The organism is Chryseobacterium sp. TB1-D10, from assembly GCF_059803555.1.
In genome coordinates, this window is sequence record NZ_JAPFHB010000002.1 from 434,522 (window position 1) to 453,997 (window position 19,476).

At 36.6% G+C, this 19,476-nt stretch carries 17 protein-coding genes; 6 read left to right on the top strand and 11 right to left on the bottom strand.

The features are described from left to right. Nucleotides 1-388: 388 nt before the first annotated feature. Nucleotides 389-805, bottom strand: a complete 417-nt coding sequence (locus OPU68_RS04350) for an NUDIX domain-containing protein (protein ID WP_498472771.1) — start codon at nt 803-805, stop codon at nt 389-391. A gap of 33 nt (nt 806-838) precedes the next feature. After that, nucleotides 839-1,513 (bottom strand): tRNA (5-methylaminomethyl-2-thiouridine)(34)-methyltransferase MnmC2, encoded by a 675-nt coding sequence (gene mnmC2, locus OPU68_RS04355; protein WP_498472772.1) that lies wholly within the window; start codon nt 1,511-1,513, stop codon nt 839-841. Between the two features lie 83 nt (nt 1,514-1,596). On the opposite strand from mnmC2, the gene OPU68_RS04360 reads away from it, so the two are divergent. From OPU68_RS04360 to OPU68_RS04370, 3 genes are all read left to right on the top strand, one after another. After that, nucleotides 1,597-2,667: a branched-chain amino acid aminotransferase gene (locus tag OPU68_RS04360; protein ID WP_498472773.1), complete on the top strand. Its 1,071-nt coding sequence runs from the start codon at nt 1,597-1,599 to the stop codon at nt 2,665-2,667. A 148-nt stretch (nt 2,668-2,815) separates the two neighbouring features. Beyond that, nucleotides 2,816-3,328, top strand: coding sequence for an FKBP-type peptidyl-prolyl cis-trans isomerase (locus tag OPU68_RS04365; RefSeq protein ID WP_498472774.1), 513 nt, complete (start codon nt 2,816-2,818; stop codon nt 3,326-3,328). A 19-nt stretch (nt 3,329-3,347) separates the two neighbouring features. Beyond that, the gene (locus OPU68_RS04370) at nt 3,348-4,445 is read left to right on the top strand and encodes a peptidylprolyl isomerase (protein ID WP_498472775.1); all 1,098 of its coding nucleotides are present in this window, start codon (nt 3,348-3,350) and stop codon (nt 4,443-4,445) included. Between the two features lie 74 nt (nt 4,446-4,519). Here the strand turns inward: OPU68_RS04370 and OPU68_RS04375 are convergent, their stop codons facing one another. The 7 genes from OPU68_RS04375 to OPU68_RS04405 all read right to left on the bottom strand — a co-directional run bounded on the left by OPU68_RS04375 (nt 4,520) and on the right by OPU68_RS04405 (nt 11,988). Beyond that, a complete protein-coding gene (locus OPU68_RS04375; RefSeq protein ID WP_498472776.1) occupies nt 4,520-4,891 on the bottom strand; it encodes a helix-turn-helix domain-containing protein in 372 nt (123 codons plus the stop codon). A gap of 323 nt (nt 4,892-5,214) precedes the next feature. Next, nucleotides 5,215-5,751 carry a biliverdin-producing heme oxygenase gene (locus OPU68_RS04380; RefSeq protein WP_498472777.1) on the bottom strand — a complete coding sequence of 179 codons (537 nt, stop codon included), beginning with the start codon at nt 5,749-5,751 and terminating at the stop codon, nt 5,215-5,217. After that, nucleotides 5,732-7,936 (bottom strand): ATP-binding protein, encoded by a 2,205-nt coding sequence (locus OPU68_RS04385; RefSeq protein WP_498472778.1) that lies wholly within the window; start codon nt 7,934-7,936, stop codon nt 5,732-5,734. The genes OPU68_RS04380 and OPU68_RS04385 overlap by 20 nt, the downstream gene beginning before the upstream one ends. Nucleotides 7,937-8,175: 239 nt before the next feature. Continuing rightward, on the bottom strand, nt 8,176-9,417 hold the full coding sequence (locus tag OPU68_RS04390; protein ID WP_498472779.1) for a DUF1015 domain-containing protein: 1,242 nt from the start codon (nt 9,415-9,417) through the stop codon (nt 8,176-8,178). Nucleotides 9,418-9,419: 2 nt separating this feature from the next. Further along, nucleotides 9,420-10,376: a D-2-hydroxyacid dehydrogenase gene (locus tag OPU68_RS04395; RefSeq protein WP_498472780.1), complete on the bottom strand. Its 957-nt coding sequence runs from the start codon at nt 10,374-10,376 to the stop codon at nt 9,420-9,422. Nucleotides 10,377-10,535: 159 nt separating this feature from the next. Next, nucleotides 10,536-11,591, bottom strand: a complete 1,056-nt coding sequence (serC, locus tag OPU68_RS04400; RefSeq protein ID WP_498472781.1) for a 3-phosphoserine/phosphohydroxythreonine transaminase — start codon at nt 11,589-11,591, stop codon at nt 10,536-10,538. 46 nt (nt 11,592-11,637) lie between these two features. After that, complete coding sequence (locus tag OPU68_RS04405; RefSeq protein ID WP_498472782.1) at nt 11,638-11,988, bottom strand: 4Fe-4S dicluster domain-containing protein; 351 nt, start codon at nt 11,986-11,988, stop codon at nt 11,638-11,640. A gap of 49 nt (nt 11,989-12,037) precedes the next feature. On the opposite strand from OPU68_RS04405, the gene OPU68_RS04410 reads away from it, so the two are divergent. Beyond that, on the top strand, nt 12,038-13,072 hold the full coding sequence (locus OPU68_RS04410) for an acyl-CoA reductase (RefSeq protein WP_498472783.1): 1,035 nt from the start codon (nt 12,038-12,040) through the stop codon (nt 13,070-13,072). 405 nt (nt 13,073-13,477) lie between these two features. On the opposite strand, the gene OPU68_RS04415 is transcribed toward OPU68_RS04410, so the two are convergent. Beyond that, a complete protein-coding gene (locus OPU68_RS04415; RefSeq protein WP_498472784.1) occupies nt 13,478-14,479 on the bottom strand; it encodes an SDR family oxidoreductase in 1,002 nt (333 codons plus the stop codon). Between the two features lie 153 nt (nt 14,480-14,632). Beyond that, entirely contained in the window at nt 14,633-16,168 is a 1,536-nt protein-coding gene (locus tag OPU68_RS04420) for a SulP family inorganic anion transporter (protein ID WP_498472785.1), read from the bottom strand. Nucleotides 16,169-16,717: 549 nt separating this feature from the next. Here OPU68_RS04420 and OPU68_RS04425 point away from each other — a divergent pair. Both OPU68_RS04425 and OPU68_RS04430 read left to right on the top strand, forming a co-directional pair. Beyond that, the gene (locus tag OPU68_RS04425) at nt 16,718-17,212 is read left to right on the top strand and encodes a hypothetical protein (RefSeq protein WP_498472786.1); all 495 of its coding nucleotides are present in this window, start codon (nt 16,718-16,720) and stop codon (nt 17,210-17,212) included. 337 nt (nt 17,213-17,549) lie between these two features. Further along, nucleotides 17,550-19,352 (top strand): DUF4365 domain-containing protein, encoded by a 1,803-nt coding sequence (locus tag OPU68_RS04430; RefSeq protein WP_498472787.1) that lies wholly within the window; start codon nt 17,550-17,552, stop codon nt 19,350-19,352. The last annotated feature ends 124 nt before the right edge of the window (nt 19,353-19,476 follow it).

Below are 19,476 nucleotides of genomic sequence, written 5' to 3' on the forward strand. Positions count from 1 at the left end.
CAGTTCCTTACAAAGAAGCGAAAAATTATTTTGTGAAAAATAATATTGATGCAGCTATTGATAGTCCAAAGTTTGAAAACCAACAGAAATTTGATCAGGTTTTCGGAATGGCAACTACGATGGGCGAAAACGGAAAGCCAACAACAATTGATTTTTCTAAGGAATTTGTAGTAGCTCAGATAGAAGATCCATCAAATCAGAAAGTTGAGCTGAAACCAGTTTCTATCAGGAAAAATGCTAATATTCTCGAAATTAAATATAGAAAAGTTGTTGGCGAAAATCAATCATACATCTCTCAGCCTGCGATGATATTGATTATCGATAATAAATATAACGGAGACGTTAATTTTGTAGAAGTACAATGGATCTTAAAACAAATTCCTGAAAATTACTTCAGGAATTTTTCTTTTGCAAATTCGAAAACACGTTTATCTATCGGTAATGGGAATGGATTTTCTCCGTCCAGAGGGAACCATTCTGTTTTTTCGATACAAGGATCAAGGATTAGAAGATCCTGTTCATTCAGTATTTCAGCCAGATAATAAATTGTAATTAATTGCTCATTATCTCTAAATCTGGAAACTAAAAAATCGTCTTGGGTATAGAAATGTTCTGTAACGTTAATATCAAGATTCAATTCTTCCTGGAATTCTCTTTTCAAACATTCAATCGTGCTTTCCCCGAATTCTAAGCCTCCGCCTGGTAACTTTATTAAGAAATCTCCTGCATATTCCTCGTGAAGGGCAAGGATCTTTTTGTCTTGAATACAAAGTGCGTAAACGCGAATGTTGATCTTATCTATCATAGCTGTGGTTTGGAATGTCTAATTTATGGAAAATTATTTTTTCCAGGCAATCATCATTTCTCTTTTTCCTGGCGGACCTTGTTTTTTCTCCACTTCGAAGCCTAATTCTATCAGATTCCTTCTTACGCTTCCTTTTGAGGAATAAGTGGTCAGTAAACCTCCGGACTTCATTTTGGATGCAACAATTTCCAAAAGTTCCATTTCCCAAAGATCAGGCTGGACTCTTGCTCCGAAGCAATCAAAATAAACAAGATCAATTGGTGGTAATTCTGTGTTTTTTAGGTCAAAAAAATCTTTTTTAATTTTTGTAAGGTTAAAATCCTTAATCAGTTCATGAGATATTTCCCAATCTAACTCGTGGATTTTCAGTGACAAATCTTTTACCAAATCATTCGAAAATAAATCCGAGTACGACAATTCTGAGGCTTCTTCTAAAAAAATCGGATATTTTTCGATTCCAAAATAATTGATTTTGTGATCTTCAATATTTCTCAAATATTCATCAAATGTTACTAAAACGTTAAGACCTGTTCCAAAACCGAGTTCTAAAATGTTAATTTCATATTGATTTGTCAACATTAGTCCATTATTGATAAATACATGTTTGGCTTCCTGCAAAGCGCCGTGTTTTGAATGGTAGGTTTCTTCTAATCCATTGATTAATAAAGTTTTACTACCGTCGCTTGTGGTTATTAGTTGCCTTTTCAAAGTATTTTTTTACAAATTTAACATAAATTTTGATTATTAAATAATTATTATATATTTGTAATACCTCAACTAAAATTTAAAAAATGATAATTCAAAAATCTACCAACCCAAGAATTTCCACATTTGATCCTAATAATTTCTCATTCGGGAATACTTTTATAGATCATATGATAATTTGTGAATACGAGAACGGAAAATGGGGGGATCTTCAGTTGATTCCTTATGGTCCAATCGGTTTCACCCCTGCTATGATGGGGGTCAACTACGGTCAAGCTTGTTTTGAGGGAATGAAGGCTTACAAGGATAATGATGGTCAGGTGTTCCTTTTCCGTCCGGAAAAGAACTTTGAACGTATTAACAAATCCGCAAAAAGATTAGCTATTCCTGAGATTTCTGAAGAGATGTTTCTGGATGGGTTAAAAGCTCTTGTGGATATAGACAGAGAATGGATTCCGCAAGGCGAAGGAATGTCATTGTATCTAAGACCGGTTTTATTTGCAACCGAAGAAGCTCTGAAAGCAAGAATTGCAGAAAAATATATGTTTGCAATCGTTGCAACTCCGGCAAAAAGTTATTACACAGCGCCGGTGTCAGTGAAAATTGCTGACCACTATTCCAGGGCAGCAAGTGGAGGCGTAGGTGCAGCGAAAGCGGCCGGAAATTACGCAGCATCTTTTTACCCTACGCAATTGGCAATAGAAGAAGGTTATGATCAGATTATATGGACAGACGATTGTTCTCACGAGTACTTCGAAGAAAGTGGAACTATGAATGTTTTTGTAAGAATCAATGATACAATCTATACACCTAAAACATCTGACAAAATTTTGGACGGAATCACCAGAGACAGTTTTCTGAAACTGGCTGAGAGAAGAGGTATAGAGGTTGTGATTGGGAATGTGAAAGTAACAGACGTTGTGGAGGCTCAAAAAAATGGAACTTTGAAAGAAGTTTGGGGCGTAGGTACAGCAGTGGTGACCAGCATTTTTGAGGCATTAGGTTATCAGGGTGAACATCTGATGTTACCAAAACTTTCGCCGGAAGAAAGTTTTGCAGAGCAGTTGAAAAATGATCTCGTAAATATCCAAACCAATAATGCAGAAGATCCTTTTGGATGGAGGGTTTTGGTAGAAGAAAATGTCTATAGCTTATAAGAATTAAATAAAAAGTAAATTGAAAAGCAAAAACCGGAAATTCTCTTCCGGTTTTTGTATTAATGACGTTTAAGTGTTTGAAATTTCTTAATTTTGCAAAAGTTTTTCAGGAATGGTTTTCTCTGTCTTTTAGAAAAACTTATATAAAATGAAAAAAATAATATACATCATTTCTATTTTTGCTATCTCGGCCTGTGCTAAGCAGAATCCTGTGCAAAATCCAGGCGAGCAGTTTATATCCGAAAGTGAAATGGAAGTTTCCAAAAACAGAACGAAAGAACTGAATACGATGGAAAGAAATCAAATTCTGGATTGGATCAAATCGCAGAATGTAAAATATTATCCGATGGGAATGAACTATTGGGTGAATATTGAAGGTCTGGAAAAACTTCCCCGCAAAAATAATGGTGAAAAAGTCTCTTACAAATATGACATCTACGATTTTGACAGAACAAAGCTGTATGACTCATCTATTCAAAATGAGAATGTAGAATTTGGGCATTTTGCAGAAATGGATGCAGTAGAAGATGTGATCCGATATTTGAAAAAAGGAGAGGAAGCGGAAATTCTTGTTCCTTCGGTTTTGGCTTACGGAACTTACGGAGACAATAAAAAAATATCGAATGATATGCCTCTCATTATCAAAGTAAAAGTATTATAACAAACGATTATTATAAACAATGAAAAAAATTATAGCACTTTCTATAACATTATTAACATTATTAAATTGTAAAACATTGGAAATAGACAAAGAAGTTTATAAAAGTCTGCCAGACGGGCTTTATGGAAATTTTGTAACAAGCAAAGGAGATATTTTGGTAAAATTCGAAGATGAGAAATCTCCGGTAACTGTTGCCAATTTCGTAGGTCTTGCAGAAGGTAAAATCGAGAACAAAGCAAAGAAAAAAGGAGAGCCATTCTATGACGGAACCATCTTCCACAGAGTGATCAAAGATTTTATGATCCAAGGTGGAGATCCGCAGGGAACCGGAATGGGAGATCCTGGATATAAATTTGCTGATGAGAAAAACGACCTTCAGCACACAGGAAAAGGAATCCTTTCTATGGCGAATTCGGGACCAAACACCAATGGTTCTCAGTTCTTCATTACAGAAATCGCAACGCCTTGGCTAGACGGAAAACACACGATTTTCGGAAAAGTTGTAGGAGGAGTAGCGACTATTGATTCTATTGCAAACGTAGAAAAAGGACCTCAGGACAAGCCTAAAACTGATGTTGTTTTGACAAAAGTGGCGGTTTTCGGTAAAGGTGATGCTTACAAACATTACGATGCTGCGAAAATCTTCGCTGAAGGTAAGGCAAAAATCGAGGAAAAGAACAAAGCGTATTTGGCAAAAGCTGAAGAAGAAAAAGCCAAAAAACTTGCTGAGTTTGCTGCGAACCAAGAAAAATTAGTCAATGATATGAAAGCCGGAATGCAATCTACACCTTCAGGCTTGTATTATAAAATCACTAAAACTACAACTGGTGCAGCGCCAACAGCGGGACAAACAGTTGCTGTACATTACGCTGGCAAGCTGATAAATGGTGAAGAATTTGACAACTCTTTCAAAAGAAATGCACCAATCGATATTCCAATCGGCGTTGGACAAGTGATCAAAGGTTGGGACGAAGGTATCCTTTTATTAAAAGAAGGTGAAACGGCGACATTGCTTATTCCACCAGCTTTAGGCTATGGAGAAAGAGGAGCAGGCGGTGTAATTCCACCAAACTCTTGGCTGGTTTTTGATGTTGAATTGGTAAGTATTCAAAAATAATCTAAGCTTAGATTTAATCATAAAAAAAGGAGTGAAATTAATTTTTCACTCCTTTTTAATTTAAAAGCTGATCTTTAACTTTCATTCATTTTCCGGATTTCTTCCAGACTTTTGTCCTTATAGAAATCCTGAAGTTCTATAATTGGCTCATTGATGTCCTGCAGTTTGTGAAGCTGATGATTTTCCGGTAAGTGCTGCTGCATCTCGCGCAGAGAAAAAAGATCATTGGGTGTGCAATTCAGCGAAAGACACATTGCAGTCAGTTGCCGAAAATTAACCTGAACAGCCTCGCCATTCAGCATTTTATTCACAGAATTGCTGCTGATACCGATCTTTCTAAGAAAAGCATGTGGAAAAATAACTTGCCTTGCAGTCATTATAGGTTTTAGATTTAGTACAATACTGCTCTGTCTGGGCGTAAGATCGCCGCGTTTTCTTCTCAACATATGTTTGGTTTTTATTAAAAACTAAGATAAGAAAAAAAATCAATCTCTCTAATAGAAGTCCGCCACTCTCCAGTAGAGGTTCATCGCTATCTGATAGAGGTTCGTCTACCTCCAATAGAGACTGGTAACTCTCCAGTAGAGATTCACCGAGATCTAATACAGGTTTGTCATTCTCTAATAGAAGTCTGTACGTATCTAATAGAACTTGCACGAGCTCTAATATAGATAACTTTTTAGCCATTGGAATGGAAGAGAAGGCTACAGTCCATAAAAAGAGGAGTAAAAAACTAATTTCACCCCTCTTATACAGTATGTTCTGAATGTTATGATAGCAATTGGTAAGCTTTCTTTGCTCCGGTTACACAATCTTGATAATCTTCTTCGGTAATGTTCTCATCGATAATAGATTTGAATTCCTGCCAGTAAGGTCCTGTATTCTCACCATAAAGACCAAAATAGTTGAATTCTACATCCTCAAACTCCGGATTTCTTTTCAATTGTTTTGCAATCACATTTCCGCCTAGTGTGGAACCCTCCATCACGTACAATGCACCAAAAGCTTCCGATTCATTTTCCAGATTTTGAGTTGGAGCTTCAGTTTTTGTTTTGATATTCAGATTGTTTAAATCAGTTTTAAGAGCATTAATTTTGCTTCTTAATTCTAATTTCAATTCCGGATAATTTTTAAGATTTTCCTGAATCTGAGGTTCGTATCTGCTGATTAATTTATAATTGTGGATCAAAAGCGTTTTGTAATCATCCAAAGTGTAGGATTTGTCGAAGATCTTTTGAGATTTTAGTTTTGCTTCCGTATCATCGTGTTGTTGTTTCGTTTGTTCCTTAAGAAATACTGAAATCATAATCAGGTTTTTGAAATTTTAATATAAAAGTCGTTCCTCTTCCGGTTTCACTTTCGTAGGTGATCTCACCGCCCATCTTCTCCATCAGATGTTGAACAATACTCAGTCCCACGCCATTGCCGTGGAAAGCTTTTGCATTACTCATTCTGCTGAAGATCTTGAACATTTTGTCATCATCTTCTTTATTAATACCTATGCCGTTATCAGAAATCTTGTACATTACTTTATTCTCAGAAACTTCCCCAATAATTTTAACCTTAGGTTTTGAAGATTTTGAAGAATATTTGATGGCATTCCCAATCACATTCCCAAATACCTGATAGACCATTGTTGGATCTCCCAAAACTTCTGGCGTATTTTCTATAATAATTTCTGTATGAGGCGAATCGAAACTTATTTTGGAGTCTTCTGCTAATTTATTTATTAAGGTATCAACTTCAATTTTGTTGAGTTCAATCTCTGATTTTTTTATTTTACTAAGTTCCAGAACATTCTTGATCATATCACTCATAGAATCGACCTGACCGATGATCGTATCCAAAAATTTCTGAGAATTTTCATCTGGCTGCTGCAGTCTTTTCATCAGCTGTGCATTCAGTTTGATCACCGTCAGAGGCGTATTAAGATCGTGAGAAATCGTGTAGGAGAAAGAATCCAATTCTTCATTCAGTTCCTTTAATTGATTGTTAAGATCAACGATTTGGGAAGATTTGGTATGAGATGCTTTCAGGATGACAGAGGTGATCCATTTTGCAGATTCTATTTCTCTTGTTTTCCAGGGGAGAGCTGTGTCTTTCACATATTCTTTCCACACTTCGAATGATTTTCTAGGCGAAAATTTAATGATTTCAACACCATCTTTGATTTCGGAAATCGTTTCCTTTTCAGGATTTCCTGCCCATTTTATTTTCTGCCCTTGCTCTTTTCTCATCCAGATCAGCATATCGGAAGTATTATTTCCCAAAACGCTGATGATAATGCCACAGCTAATCTCCGAATTGTCCAGTTCTAATCCGCTGGTTTTGCAGAATGTATCTGATATGAAAATATTTTCTTCAAAATCCTGATTATTGTCTTTGCTCCAATTGATAATCTTTTCAATATCAGAATGAGTCGGAACATTTCCGTGGGTCAGAATTTCATTATTAATTTTAATAATCATTCCTTCTGCAGCACAGGTTTTCATAATATCTTCGATATTATTTTCCAGGGCTAATGCAAAATTCTCCTCGCTCAATAGATTTTGACGAAGCGAAATATTGCTTAGATTGCTCCTTTGATAATCCTCCAGCGTTTGCAGAGACCTGTAAGAACTATAGGCATTGGCAGCAGTTTTGGTAAGTGTGTCTACCAATAATCTGGATTGCAGATCCAAATGTTTTGGCCCGGCATTTTGACAAGCAACCATTCCCCATAATTGCCCATTGACGATAATAGAAGTGCTGAAGCTGGATTCTACACCAGTATTTTTAAGATATTGGCGATGAACAGGGGAAGAGGATCTGGTAGTGCTGTAAGTCAGATCTATTTTCTCTTTCTGATATCCAAAAACAGGGTAGGTTTTCCCGGAAACGTGAGAGGTGATTCTCACTGTATTTTTAAGATAAAGTGCTCTCGCCTGCGCCGGAATGTCAGATTCGGGATAGTGGAGATGAAGGTAACTTTCCAAACCTGGTTTTACATATTCTTCTATTACTTCACCGCTGCCATCGTACAAAAATTGATAGATCATCGCACGGTCAAAATCTATAATGCTCTGAACTTCTTTCAATAGGATTTTCCAAATATTCTCAACATCAGACATTTTAAGAATGTTCTGTATAGCTTTGTATTCCTGATTGATCTTGTGATTTGGGAATACTTTTTCTATCTCATAAAAAGTAAATCCGTTGTGTGTATGAATTGCAAGCGTATATTCGTTTTGATGAAAGGTAATGTGCTGAATGGCAAGTTCCTGATTGTCGGAAAAATTATTCCAATTAATATCAAGTTCCAGTTCGTCAAATAAAACTTTGATTTCCTTTCCTAAAATTGTGTTAGGATCTTGAGAAAAAAAATCTAAAATATTTTCACTGTAGAAAGCTATTTTAGAATCTTTTACTCCGATCAAAAATCCATATTCCTGAACTTCTCCACAGATATGAATCGGTTCCTGATCGCAGTTTATATATTCCTTGGGATACATAATTTTTCACTGTATTTTTAATAATAATCAACTTAAAAACAAAGTAAAAAATATACTTATGTTAATTTTGCAAAGATATGAATAAAATATGAGCTTAGCTTATGTTTTAGATCACATTTATTTGTAGATTACTATCATATAATCTTTTGAAATTAAATAAATTATAACTGGAATTTCTAATTTAAAAATAAAAAAGACATCTGTTTGAATAGACGTCTTTTAGAATATATTGTAGTTTATTACTTCATATCGTACATCATTAATGCAGTGATCAGTTTTGGTTCAATCAATGTACATTTTGGAGGCATTTTTATTTCTTTATCAGAAATTTTCAGTAAGTCGTTGAAGCTGATAGGGTAGATCCCAAATCCAACTTTAAACTCTCCGGAATCTACTTTTTCTTTGATGTCAATAATTCCTTTTGTGTCTGAGGTTCCCTTCAGATAGGTAATTTTGTCTGTATGTTTGGCGTTCTCTATTCCGAATATCTTTTCGAAAATATATTTGTCAACCAAGTGGTGATCCAGGTCGTTTTCGTTTTTGTGGTCTTCACGAATGTTGTGTTTCACGTGCAGACTGTAGAATTTGCCACCCAGATACATACTGATATGGAATTTTTGAGAAGGGAAATATGGTGCTTCTCCTTTATCGTGAATCTGGAAATCTTCTTTTAATTTTTCAAGAATTTCTTCATTCGAAAGACCATTAAGATCATTCAGAAGACGGTTGTAGTCATTAATCTTGATAGATTGGTTGGAGACGATGAAGCTGTAAACAAAGTTGTAGTGCTCCGTTCCGTGAGATCTTTTGTACTTGTCTCTTTGTTTTTTTGCATACTCTGCAACAGAGCCTATTCTGTGATGCCCATCTGCGATGTAAAAAGAATCAATAGGATCCAACACTTCTTTGAACTGCTGAAGCTTCAGTCGGTTATCGATTTTCCAGATCTTATGCTTTACGCCTTTTTCGTCTTTGTAATTAATGATCGGAACATTCTTCTGCTCGTGATTCATCAGCAGTTCCACTTTAGAATTGGAATGATAAGTCAGTAAAACAGGCTCTGCCTGGATGTTAACTTTCTCCAGGTAATGCGCCATTTTCATCCGGCGCTCTGTGATGGTAGATTCGTGCTTTTTGATCTTTCCGTCCCAGAAATCATCTACACTTACCAGTCCCAAAAGCCCTCTGAAAGTTGTTTTATCAGATAATGTCTGCTCGTAAAGGTAGTAGGCAGAATCATCCTGAGTCAGTTTTTTCTCTTCTAATAATTCCTCATAGTTCGACCTTATTTTTCTGAGATTTCTGTCAATATCTTTAGATTTGCTTACCACTGCAGGTTTTATCATCTGGATATAAGAATTGTCCAGCTGGGATTTTTTGTTGATTTCTTCCTGTGTAAAATTATCCAAAGAATAAGTAGGAAAAATATCAACGAAATCGTGGTTCGGTCTGATTCCTTTAAAAGGTTTAAATACTGGCATATTTATATTTGATCTTTCAGTTTAATAATTTGTATTGCGAGTTCTTCTCCGATTCTGTATTGAGCGTCAATCGTATTGCCGCCAACATGCGGAGAAAGCGACATTGCAGGATTCATCAGGATTTCTACTTCCGGCGTTGGTTCTTTTTCAAAAACGTCCAAAGCAGCTCCGGCTAATTTTCCATCTTCAATTGCATCAATCATCGAGACTTCATTGATGACGCCGCCTCTTGCAGTATTCACGATGAAAACACCATCCTTCATCATTGCAAATTCATTTGTATCGATAATGTATTTTTCAGTTTTCCCTGTATTAAGGCTTATGAAATCCGAGTTCTCTAAAACTTCATTTAAAGCTACTGATTTAATTTCGAAATTCACGGTTTGCCCATCGAAGAAACTAATTTCGATATTGCTTGTTTTCGGAGTTCTGTTGTAAGCTAAGATTTTCATTCCCAAAGAAATACCGATCTTAATGACCTCGATTCCTATGTTTCCCATCCCGACAACGCCAAGCGTTTTTCCGGAAAGTTCAGAAGCATTATTGAATGATTTTTTAAGCGCATTGAAATGGGTTTCACCTTCCAAAGGCATCAATCTATTGCTTTCGTGGAGAAATCTGGCTAACGAAAAGAAGTGTGCAAAAACTAATTCTGCAACAGATTTGCAGGAAGCATTAGGTGTATTGATAATGTAAAGACCTTTATCTATGGCGTATTCCACATCAATATTATCCATACCGATTCCGCCACGTCCAACTATTTTGAGGTTTGGGCATTCATCAATCAGTTTTTGTCTTACCTGCGTTGCGCTTCTCACAAGAAGAACATCCACATTGTTTTCATTAATGAATTTACTGAGATGTTCCGGCGACACACGGCTTTCAAGAACCGTAATATTGGCTTCCTTCAAAAGTTGAATTCCAGATTCGGAAATCCCATCATTGGCTAATACAATCATGATTAATTCAAAAATGCTTTTATAATTGGTTTCCCTTGAATTTTTTTGAGTTAAATTTCAAGGTGTGCTAAGATACGATATTTTATTAAATTAACATTCATTTAACAAAAAAACGTCTTCAGACAAATTGAAGACGTTTATAATTTATATTGAGAAATATTAAATACTTTTCATCACATTTACCAAAACCTGCACACTTTCGATTGGCATTGCGTTGTAGATGCTTGCTCTGTAACCGCCAACACTTCTGTGACCGTTCAGTCCGCTGATTCCTGCAGCTTTCCAGGCTGCATCAAAAGCGTCTTGCTTAGATTCGTCTGTCAAAGTGAAAGTCACATTCATAAAAGAACGGTCTTCGATGGCAGAAACGCCTTGGAAGTTTGGATTGTTATCTATTTCGTCATAAAGCAATTTAGCTTTAGCATTGTTTCTGGTTTCAGCAGCTGCAATTCCACCATTTTCTTCCAAATGCTTTAAAGTCAGATAAGATGCATAAACTGCAAAAACAGGTGGCGTGTTGGACATTGATTCTTTGTCGATATGAACAGCATAATCCAAATAAGTTGGAATCGTTCTTCCTGTTTTTCCAAGAATTGATTTTTTTACCACAACCAAAGTTGCTCCAGCCGGACCCATATTTTTCTGAGCACCTGCATAGATCAAATCAAACTGAGAAAAATCCAGTTCTCTGCTGAAAATATCAGAGGACATATCACAAACCAAAAGCGTATCAACTTTCGGGAATTCTTTCATTTGCGTTCCAAAGATCGTATTGTTGGATGTGCAATGGAAATAATCGTATTCTGAACCAACTTTATATTCTTTAGGTATGTAAGAATAGTTAGCTTCTTTTGAAGTCGCAACTACATCTACATTTCCAATCATTTTAGCTTCTTTGATTGCGCCCGCCGCCCAAGTTCCTGTATTAGTATAAGCTGCTTTTCCGTCAACAGAAAGAAGGTTGTAAGGAACCATCAAAAACTGAAGACTGGCGCCACCTTGCAGATACAATACTTCATAATCATCGCCAAGATTCATCAGTCTTTTTACGATAGCACGGGCTTCATCCATTACCGCTACGAAATCTTTGCTTCTATGAGAGATTTCCAAAAGTGATAATCCTGAACCATTGAAATTAAGAATAGCTTCTGAAGCTTTCTGAAAAACTTCCTGTGGTAAAATACTTGGACCTGCGCTGAAATTATGTTTTTTCATTCTATAGTTTATTTTGTTTTGGTAATAATCTGGTGTAGATATTTGGTTATTCGTTGTGAAGGAATGCTTTTTTAGCCAGAAGTTGTTCTTCGGTTTCCACATTGTCTTCATCCGGAACGCAACAGTCAACAGGGCAAACTGCAGCACACTGAGGCTCCTCGTGGAAACCTTTGCATTCGGTACATTTATCGGTTACAATGAAGTAGTAATCATCTGCAACAGGTTCCTGCGCAGCATTTGCATCTACAGAAAGTCCGGATGACAAAACCACCATTCCTTTCAAATCGGTTCCTTCGGATGCTTTCCAGTCTACTGCTCCTTCATAGATGGCGGTGTTCGGACATTCCGGTTCACAAGCGCCACAATTTATACATTCATCAGTTATCTTGATAGCCATTGCTATTTTATTTTTAATTTTGTGCAAAATTACAAAAAAAAAGCCAGCTATGCTGAACGAAAACAAAATTTTGGGACTCGAAAAATTAGGAAATTTCATTAATGATTTCATTCAAAAAGATGAAGATTCTTATAACGAAAAAGAAGAACGATTGGCTTATCTGATGAAGCGTTCCGAGATTGAAAATCCTTGGTTTACAATCGAAAATCAACGCTATAATCTGAAACAATGGGCAGGACTTTTCACGAAAGAAAATATTGAAAACTGGTTGTCAAAATATCAATTATCAAGCACGCCGAAAAGGGTAGGACTAATACTTGCGGGCAATATTCCGATTGTTGGGTTTCACGATATTATCTCGGTGGTTTTGAGCAATCATATTCCAATCATTAAATTATCGTCGAAAGATAAATTGATGTTGCCATTTTTATTGGAATTATGGAATGATTTTTCCGATAACTCAATTGAATTTGAAATCGTAGAAAGACTGGAAAACTTCGATGCGGTGATTGCTACAGGAAGTAATAATACCGCAAGATACTTGGAATATTACTTCAAAAATCACTTGAGTATTATTAGAAAAAACAGAACATCCATAGCAGTTTTGAAAGGCGATGAAACCGCAGAAGAACTTCAGCTTTTGGCAGATGATATTTTCAGATATTTTGGGTTGGGTTGCAGAAATGTAACCAAACTTTTACTTCCAAAGGATATGAAGGTTGACGGAATATTTGAGAATTTTGCTAAATATCAGGATGTCATCAATCATAATAAATATGCGAATAATTACGATTACAACCGCGCCGTTTACCTATTAAACCAAGACCTTTTCTGGGATAATAATTTTGTGATGCTGAGAGAAGATAAGAAGTTGTTCAGTCCGTTGTCAGTCGTTAATTTTTCACGTTATGAAACGTTGGAAGATGCGAAACAATTTGTGGAAGATAACAGAGATGAGATTCAGGCAATTGTGGCGAAACCAGAATTGGGATTAGAATCTATCAGGTTTGGAGAAACGCAGAATCCGTCTTTGGACACTTATGCGGATAATGTCGATACAATGGCTTTCCTAAGTGTGATTTAATTTGGAATCATGCTGAAAAATTTCATCACGTTTTTATTTTTTGCTATTGTCTTTGCAATATGTATTTTCATTTTCGTCAGTGTCAATTTTATTATATTATCAAATGATCCAGTACAAAAAAATTATACGAAAATCATCATTGCAAAAATTTCATACACAGTAATCGTTGACTTCATCGCTATTGGTTTTTCATACGGCTTATATCTGATCATAAGGAAATTAACATTGCTGGAGGCAGACAGAAAAGATATGTTTCAACTTCTTGTAACCATTTTTACAACAGCATCTATCATATCTTTAGCTATATTTTTGTTGTAATAGGCTAAAATCCAACAAACAATAATAAAACAAAAGACCGTAACAAATATTACGGTCTTTTTCAATTCTAAAATAGAAGTAATTATCCTAAGGTTGCCCGCTTCCGCCAGCCGCACCGTATATATGACCTGTTGTAAAACTTCCGGTATTATCTGCAAACTGCACAAAGATAGACGCCAATTCAGCTGGCTGTCCAGGTCTTCCCAATGGCGTGTCACCACCAAATTCTACCAACTTTTCCTGCGTCTGTCCGCCGCTTACTTCCAACGCTGTCCAGACTGGTCCAGGCGCTACACCGTTTACTCGGATGCCTTTTGGTCCCAATTGTTTTGCTAATGATTTTACATAGCTCGTAGTTGCGGCCTTAGTCTGTGCGTAATCATAAAGATCCGCAGAAGGATCATAAGCTTGTACAGATGATAATCCGATGATGCTGGAACCCGGTTTCAAATGGGGCAGTGCTGCTTTTGTGATCCAGAACGGTGCGTAGATATTGGTTTTCATCGTTCTGTCAAAATCTTCTGTGCTGATATCCAGTATAGATTCATTGCTTTTCTGATGTCCTGCATTGTTGACCAAAATATCAAGTCCTCCCAATTGGCTCACGGCTTCTGAAACCAACCGCTGGCAAAATGCTTCATCACGGATGTCTCCGGGAATTGCTACTGCTTTTCGGCCGGCTTTTGTAATCAAATCGATAACTTCTCTTGCATCCGATTCTTCATCCGGGAGGTAATTGATTGCAACATCGGCACCTTCTCTTGCAAAAGCAATGACTGCTGCACGTCCAATCCCGGAATCTCCACCTGTAACAAGCGCTTTTCTGCCAGCAAGTCTGCCGGATCCTACATAGCTTTCTTCGCCATGGTCAGGAACCGGATCCATCTTCGCCGCTAATCCGGGAAATGGCTGGAACTGTTTGTTGAAAGGTGGTTTGGGGTGTTTTGTAGTGGGATCTTCCAGGTGAGATTCTCCTTGGTTTGTAAAAGCTTCTTGTTGCTGGTTTTCCTGATGATCTGTAGATTCCTCAGGCGTTACGATATCCAGTAATTTGTCCAGTGCTTCTCTTCTTGTGATTTGATCGTCCATATGAATTGTGATTTGGTGAAATAATTTTGTTAAGTTTTATCATAAGCAATCCATATTCCAGTTTGTTCACAAAACTTTTTTAATTGTGATCATTCGTTGATTTTCAGAGAAGTTAGAGATTATTAATTTTTGTTTTTATCGTGAAATTTGAAATTACTTTTCCGGCATCACTCTGTAGGTCGGATCGTCATGAATATTCACTTCAATAAAGCCGCTGGCATTATCCAGCAGCCGAATGCTGTCCTGGCTCAGATGTTTCAATACGACTTTTTTGTTGTTCGATTTATATTTCTCGATGACTTTTTTCAGAGCCTCGATGGCAGACATATCCACGATCCTAGATTCTTTGAAATCTATGATGATCTGTTCCGGATCATTCGCTGCATCAAATTTATCTACAAATGCGGTCGTGCTTCCGAAAAACAGAGGACCATATATGGTGTAGGTTTTGATCCCATCTGCATCTACAGACTTTCTCGCCCGGATTCGTTTTGCGCTGTCCCATGCAAATACAAGTGCTGAAATGATGACCCCAACAAGAACTGCCAAAGCGAGATTATGCAGAATAATGGTAATAATTGCCACGAGAATCCCCACGAAAATATCCGATTTTGGCATTTTGGTAATGATGCGGAATGACACCCATTCAAAGGTACTTATAGCAACCATCATCATCACGCCTACTAATGCTGCCATCGGGATTTGTTCGATGACCGGGCCGCCTGCAAGAATGATGACCAAAATAGTCAGTGCGCCTATGATTGCCGAGATCCTGGTTCTGGCACCTGCGTTGATATTGACCAGCGTCTGCGCTACCATTGCACAGCCACCCATTCCTCCGAAAAAACCATTGGTAATGTTCGCAATGCCTTGTGCGCAAGCCTCTTTGTTAGAACTTCCTTTCGTGTTGGTAATCTCATCTACCATATTGAGCGTAAGAAGAGATTCTACTAGACCCACACCAGCCATAATAGCGGCATACGGAAAGATGATCTTCAGAGTTTCTATATTGAATGGAATATTAGGGATGTGAAAAGAGGGCAGCGAGCCACTTACAGATGCAATATCAATTACCTTTTTGGTATCTGTACCTAGAAAATAAACCAATCCCGAAACTATAATGATGGCAACCAATGATGCTGGAACGGCCTTCGTAATCCTTGGAAAAATAAATACAATGGCAATGGTCAAAAGCGTCAGTCCTGCCATAATAGCCAGTGCAGGACCTTCCATCCAGGAGCTTACACCGTTTTTCACGACTTTGAACTGCGCCACCTGCGCCATAAAAATAATGACAGCAAGACCATTCAGAAAACCGTACATCACAGGTTGTGGTATCAGCCGCACAAACTTACCAAGTTTTAATACACCGACTAAGACCTGAATCATTCCAGCAAGAACGACGGCTGCAAAGAGATATTGGACACCGTGGGACGATGCCAGGGCGATGAGAACCACTACCGTAGCACCGGCACCGCCGGAAACCATTCCCGGTCTGCCGCCCAAAAGTGCAGTTACAATTCCCATAAGAAATGCAGCATACAAGCCCGTAAGTGGAGAGAGGCCTGCAAGGATGGCAAATGACAGAGATTCTGGGATCATCGTCATTGCGACTGTGAGTCCTGCCAGGACTTCATTTTTTATATTAATATTTTTTAAGGACTGAAAATTTGAAAAGGTATATTCCATTTTTGTAATATCTATAGATTATTCCAAGGTTTGGTTGTTGAAATAATGAGGGTAAACTTGTGCTTTGAAATCAGTAATACAGCCCAAAAAAGATTTTGGACACCGAAAGAGTGAGTCGCCTGCTAAACTAAGGCGGTGTGATTTGGGAAGATGCAGTTCGGGAAGCTTTCATAAGATGCAGCAAATGTAAAAAATCGAAAGAGAATCCACAAGCTGAGGCTCTGCAAGTCTCTGGTTTTAACAGAAAACGGATTTGTATGATTCCGTATTTTTTTAACGTAAGTTTATTTGTTGTATTAATATTTTAAATATATTTGTGATACACACAAATGATATTCTTATGATTCCAGAATCCCAATTCTGCCTTTCTTTGGCAGTCATTTCACACCCGCAAAATACCTTTCAAAAATCTTTCCGACTCAAATGTCATCCCATCAGTATGTAATAATGGTGTGATGTGAAGTCTCGTTGGGCGATGGTAACTCTTATAATATTCCTTTGGTGTGTGCTCAAAATAATTTATTAATAACTTAAAAAAACCATCAACACATGGCTTTAGAAAATTTAATCAGTGTAGAATTCACTAATTCAGAACTTGAAAAACTTGACGATGCTATCAGTATGATAGAATCATTACTACAAGGTAAAACCATCAATCTGACTCCCGAGCAGAGACAGCAGTACGGCAGCATCGCCGAGCAGAACAAACTCTTTGTCAACAAAGCCAAAAACTATATGGATCAGTATGCGCAATACGTTCCTGTTTTTCTGGACAAGGCAGAATATGAGAAGGACTTTGCTGCAAGGCAACAACTCGAAAGCCGTATGCAGAGACTAAACTCAGTGACAGAGCAACTTTCGGATACCAAGATTCTTCTGGATTTTGATAATTATCATAACTCCATCACTTTCTACCGCAATGTGAAATATCTGGCAGGGGAGAATGTGCCAGGCACCACAGTGATCTATGAAGATATGAAACAGTTCTTTACTGCGGGCGCGCCCATCCCGCCGCCAAGTACCGAGGTTGACAAAACCCAGTAAGGGGTGGTTCGGGAGGGGGGTATCCCACGTTCCAAAGTCCCTGCTACAGGTGGGGTAAGTGTCTGAAGCAGGTTCCGAAATGCCTGCAACCACTTGCACAAGTATCCGGAACCATTTACCCAAGTGCCTCCAGGTACTTCGCAACTGCCTAAGACCACTTGCACAAGTGCCGACTGACACTTGACCAACCACCTTTTGATACTATGCAGACCACCTTTAGCCACTTTTGAAGTGGGTGGAGGTGGTTTTTTTGTGGAGCATGTTGGAAATTGTGGTAATTTTAGGATCTAAAATGTTGTCTACTACACTTGAGAAATATAAAAAAATAATGTAAAAAATGAGCAGAAACGAACCTATTCAAACAGACGCCCAAAATTTAGGAGATATTGGAGAAAGTATGGTTCAACTTATATTAAGAAAATTTAAATGGACTGCTGATATAATTAAAAGTGATTTCGGTGAAGATATAGATTGTAATATTTTTATTGATAATATTAGAACAAACTATCATCTGAGATGTCAGGTAAAATCTACAAAAAAAGATAGTGATTATGTAAAAGAACTTCAAAATGGTGATTACAGTGTGTCTATTAGTTCTGGTTTATTAAAAGCTTGGCTAACCAGTTACTTTCCTGTATTTCTAATTATCTATGAAGAAGATTCTGATGTATGTTACTGGACTGTTCCAACCAAACAAATTATCGAAAATCCTTCAAAGCTTGAAAAGAAAAATCCTACAATTAGAGTTTCAAAACAAAATTTATTTAATCAAAATTCAAAGGAAACTATTTTAGAAGAAGTTAGAAAATTCTATCATAAAATTTTAAGATTAGATGAAGCGACAATTTCTTGTGATGTTACACCTGTTTTAATGCCAAACTATCGAATTATACCTTTTCATAATTTCTCAGACTTCATATATGATAATGACAACCTAAAATCAAATATATCTGGAAACTATATTGAATTACTTCCATCTTGGATGGCAGTTTTAAAGCGATTAGATCCATCCTACATTCTGCCATCGATAAAAGTTAGTTCGCACAAAGCAAATTTATCTGAATTCTTAGAAGACCTACGAACAAAACTAAAGGATTTTAAATATCAATTAAAACAAAACGAATGGATAGCATTTATTGTTAGTCCAATTAAAATTGTTTCAGAAAAATCCTCCTGGGTTAATGAATTAACATATTGGACTAGTTATTCCAAAATTGATAATATAAATCTTGTATCTGATTTTGATTATAACTTTAAATTTCCTCCGGGTTTTCTCAGCCAAGTGAGTAGAAGAGCAAGAAGTTGGGATTATTATCATCAAGTAAATCCCGCAAAAGATATTGCGGTACAATTTTTTGGTTGTTGTGAAATTACTCCTTCTATTCTAAATATTAATAATGTTCATCAAAGAAATATTGAAGGACAAATGATACTTTGGGAATGTAACAAAGATGAATTAGATAAAATAGTTGAAATTATTCAAACAAATGATTTATCACTACAAATAATAAATGAAAATAATGAAAGCTGTCTAATTGCTATAACAACTGTAATGTTTGATCCATTTATGGGTATCTACAGTGTTGCAATGGATTGGGAAAGCTTTGAGAATGGAAATGTCAGACATAAATTAGAAGAGAATAAACTGTTAGATTCCATTCCAGGCAATGAATATAAAGGTGAGATACCTGAATTTTTATCTAAAGCAATGAATAGATTTAATAATAAAAACTATTCAAAAACTATAATAAGTGAACTAGAATCAATTCCAGGATTTCCTTTAATACATACTGACAGAAGTATTGAAGTTTCTAGATTTCAAATGGTTCAGCTTGAAAAAGTAGATGAAATTGATGAATCATTAAAAGAAATTATTCCAATCGATAAAAAAAATTTCCAAATATATTTTGAATTAATTGATTCAACTTGGTCAATCCCAATATATGTACTAACAATATCTTGGTCTCCTGAACTATCAAACTCCTCAAAAGATGATTATGAAGAAATTGAAGATGACTTATTACTAATATTCAATAAGGTTTTACCATCATCAAATACAGATCTTCTTCAGTTTAAAAATACATTCGATATATTACATATTGCAGGAGAAATAGGTTTTGAAAAAACTTTGGAAGATTAAGAATGATTTTGAAATCTTTCTTACAAATTACAATATTTTAAAAACACAGATCCTCATCCGTGTTTTTTTCATTCCAACCTCCAAGTAACAAACCCCAACAATTGGCAACTAATAAAATGTTGCG

What these genes read in the sequence shown, in the direction of transcription:
- OPU68_RS04350 (WP_498472771.1), bottom strand. Translation starts at nt 805, where the DNA reads ATGATAGATAAGATCAACATTCGCGTTTACGCACTTTGTATTCAAGAC.
- OPU68_RS04360 (WP_498472773.1), top strand. Translation starts at nt 1,597, where the DNA reads ATGATAATTCAAAAATCTACCAACCCAAGAATTTCCACATTTGATCCT.
- OPU68_RS04365 (WP_498472774.1), top strand. Translation starts at nt 2,816, where the DNA reads ATGAAAAAAATAATATACATCATTTCTATTTTTGCTATCTCGGCCTGT.
- OPU68_RS04370 (WP_498472775.1), top strand. Translation starts at nt 3,348, where the DNA reads ATGAAAAAAATTATAGCACTTTCTATAACATTATTAACATTATTAAAT.
- OPU68_RS04375 (WP_498472776.1), bottom strand. Translation starts at nt 4,891, where the DNA reads ATGTTGAGAAGAAAACGCGGCGATCTTACGCCCAGACAGAGCAGTATT.
- OPU68_RS04380 (WP_498472777.1), bottom strand. Translation starts at nt 5,751, where the DNA reads ATGATTTCAGTATTTCTTAAGGAACAAACGAAACAACAACACGATGAT.
- OPU68_RS04385 (WP_498472778.1), bottom strand. Translation starts at nt 7,936, where the DNA reads ATGTATCCCAAGGAATATATAAACTGCGATCAGGAACCGATTCATATC.
- OPU68_RS04390 (WP_498472779.1), bottom strand. Translation starts at nt 9,417, where the DNA reads ATGCCAGTATTTAAACCTTTTAAAGGAATCAGACCGAACCACGATTTC.
- OPU68_RS04395 (WP_498472780.1), bottom strand. Translation starts at nt 10,376, where the DNA reads ATGATTGTATTAGCCAATGATGGGATTTCCGAATCTGGAATTCAACTT.
- serC (WP_498472781.1), bottom strand. Translation starts at nt 11,591, where the DNA reads ATGAAAAAACATAATTTCAGCGCAGGTCCAAGTATTTTACCACAGGAA.
- OPU68_RS04405 (WP_498472782.1), bottom strand. Translation starts at nt 11,988, where the DNA reads ATGGCTATCAAGATAACTGATGAATGTATAAATTGTGGCGCTTGTGAA.
- OPU68_RS04410 (WP_498472783.1), top strand. Translation starts at nt 12,038, where the DNA reads ATGCTGAACGAAAACAAAATTTTGGGACTCGAAAAATTAGGAAATTTC.
- OPU68_RS04415 (WP_498472784.1), bottom strand. Translation starts at nt 14,479, where the DNA reads ATGGACGATCAAATCACAAGAAGAGAAGCACTGGACAAATTACTGGAT.
- OPU68_RS04420 (WP_498472785.1), bottom strand. Translation starts at nt 16,168, where the DNA reads ATGGAATATACCTTTTCAAATTTTCAGTCCTTAAAAAATATTAATATA.
- OPU68_RS04425 (WP_498472786.1), top strand. Translation starts at nt 16,718, where the DNA reads ATGGCTTTAGAAAATTTAATCAGTGTAGAATTCACTAATTCAGAACTT.
- OPU68_RS04430 (WP_498472787.1), top strand. Translation starts at nt 17,550, where the DNA reads ATGAGCAGAAACGAACCTATTCAAACAGACGCCCAAAATTTAGGAGAT.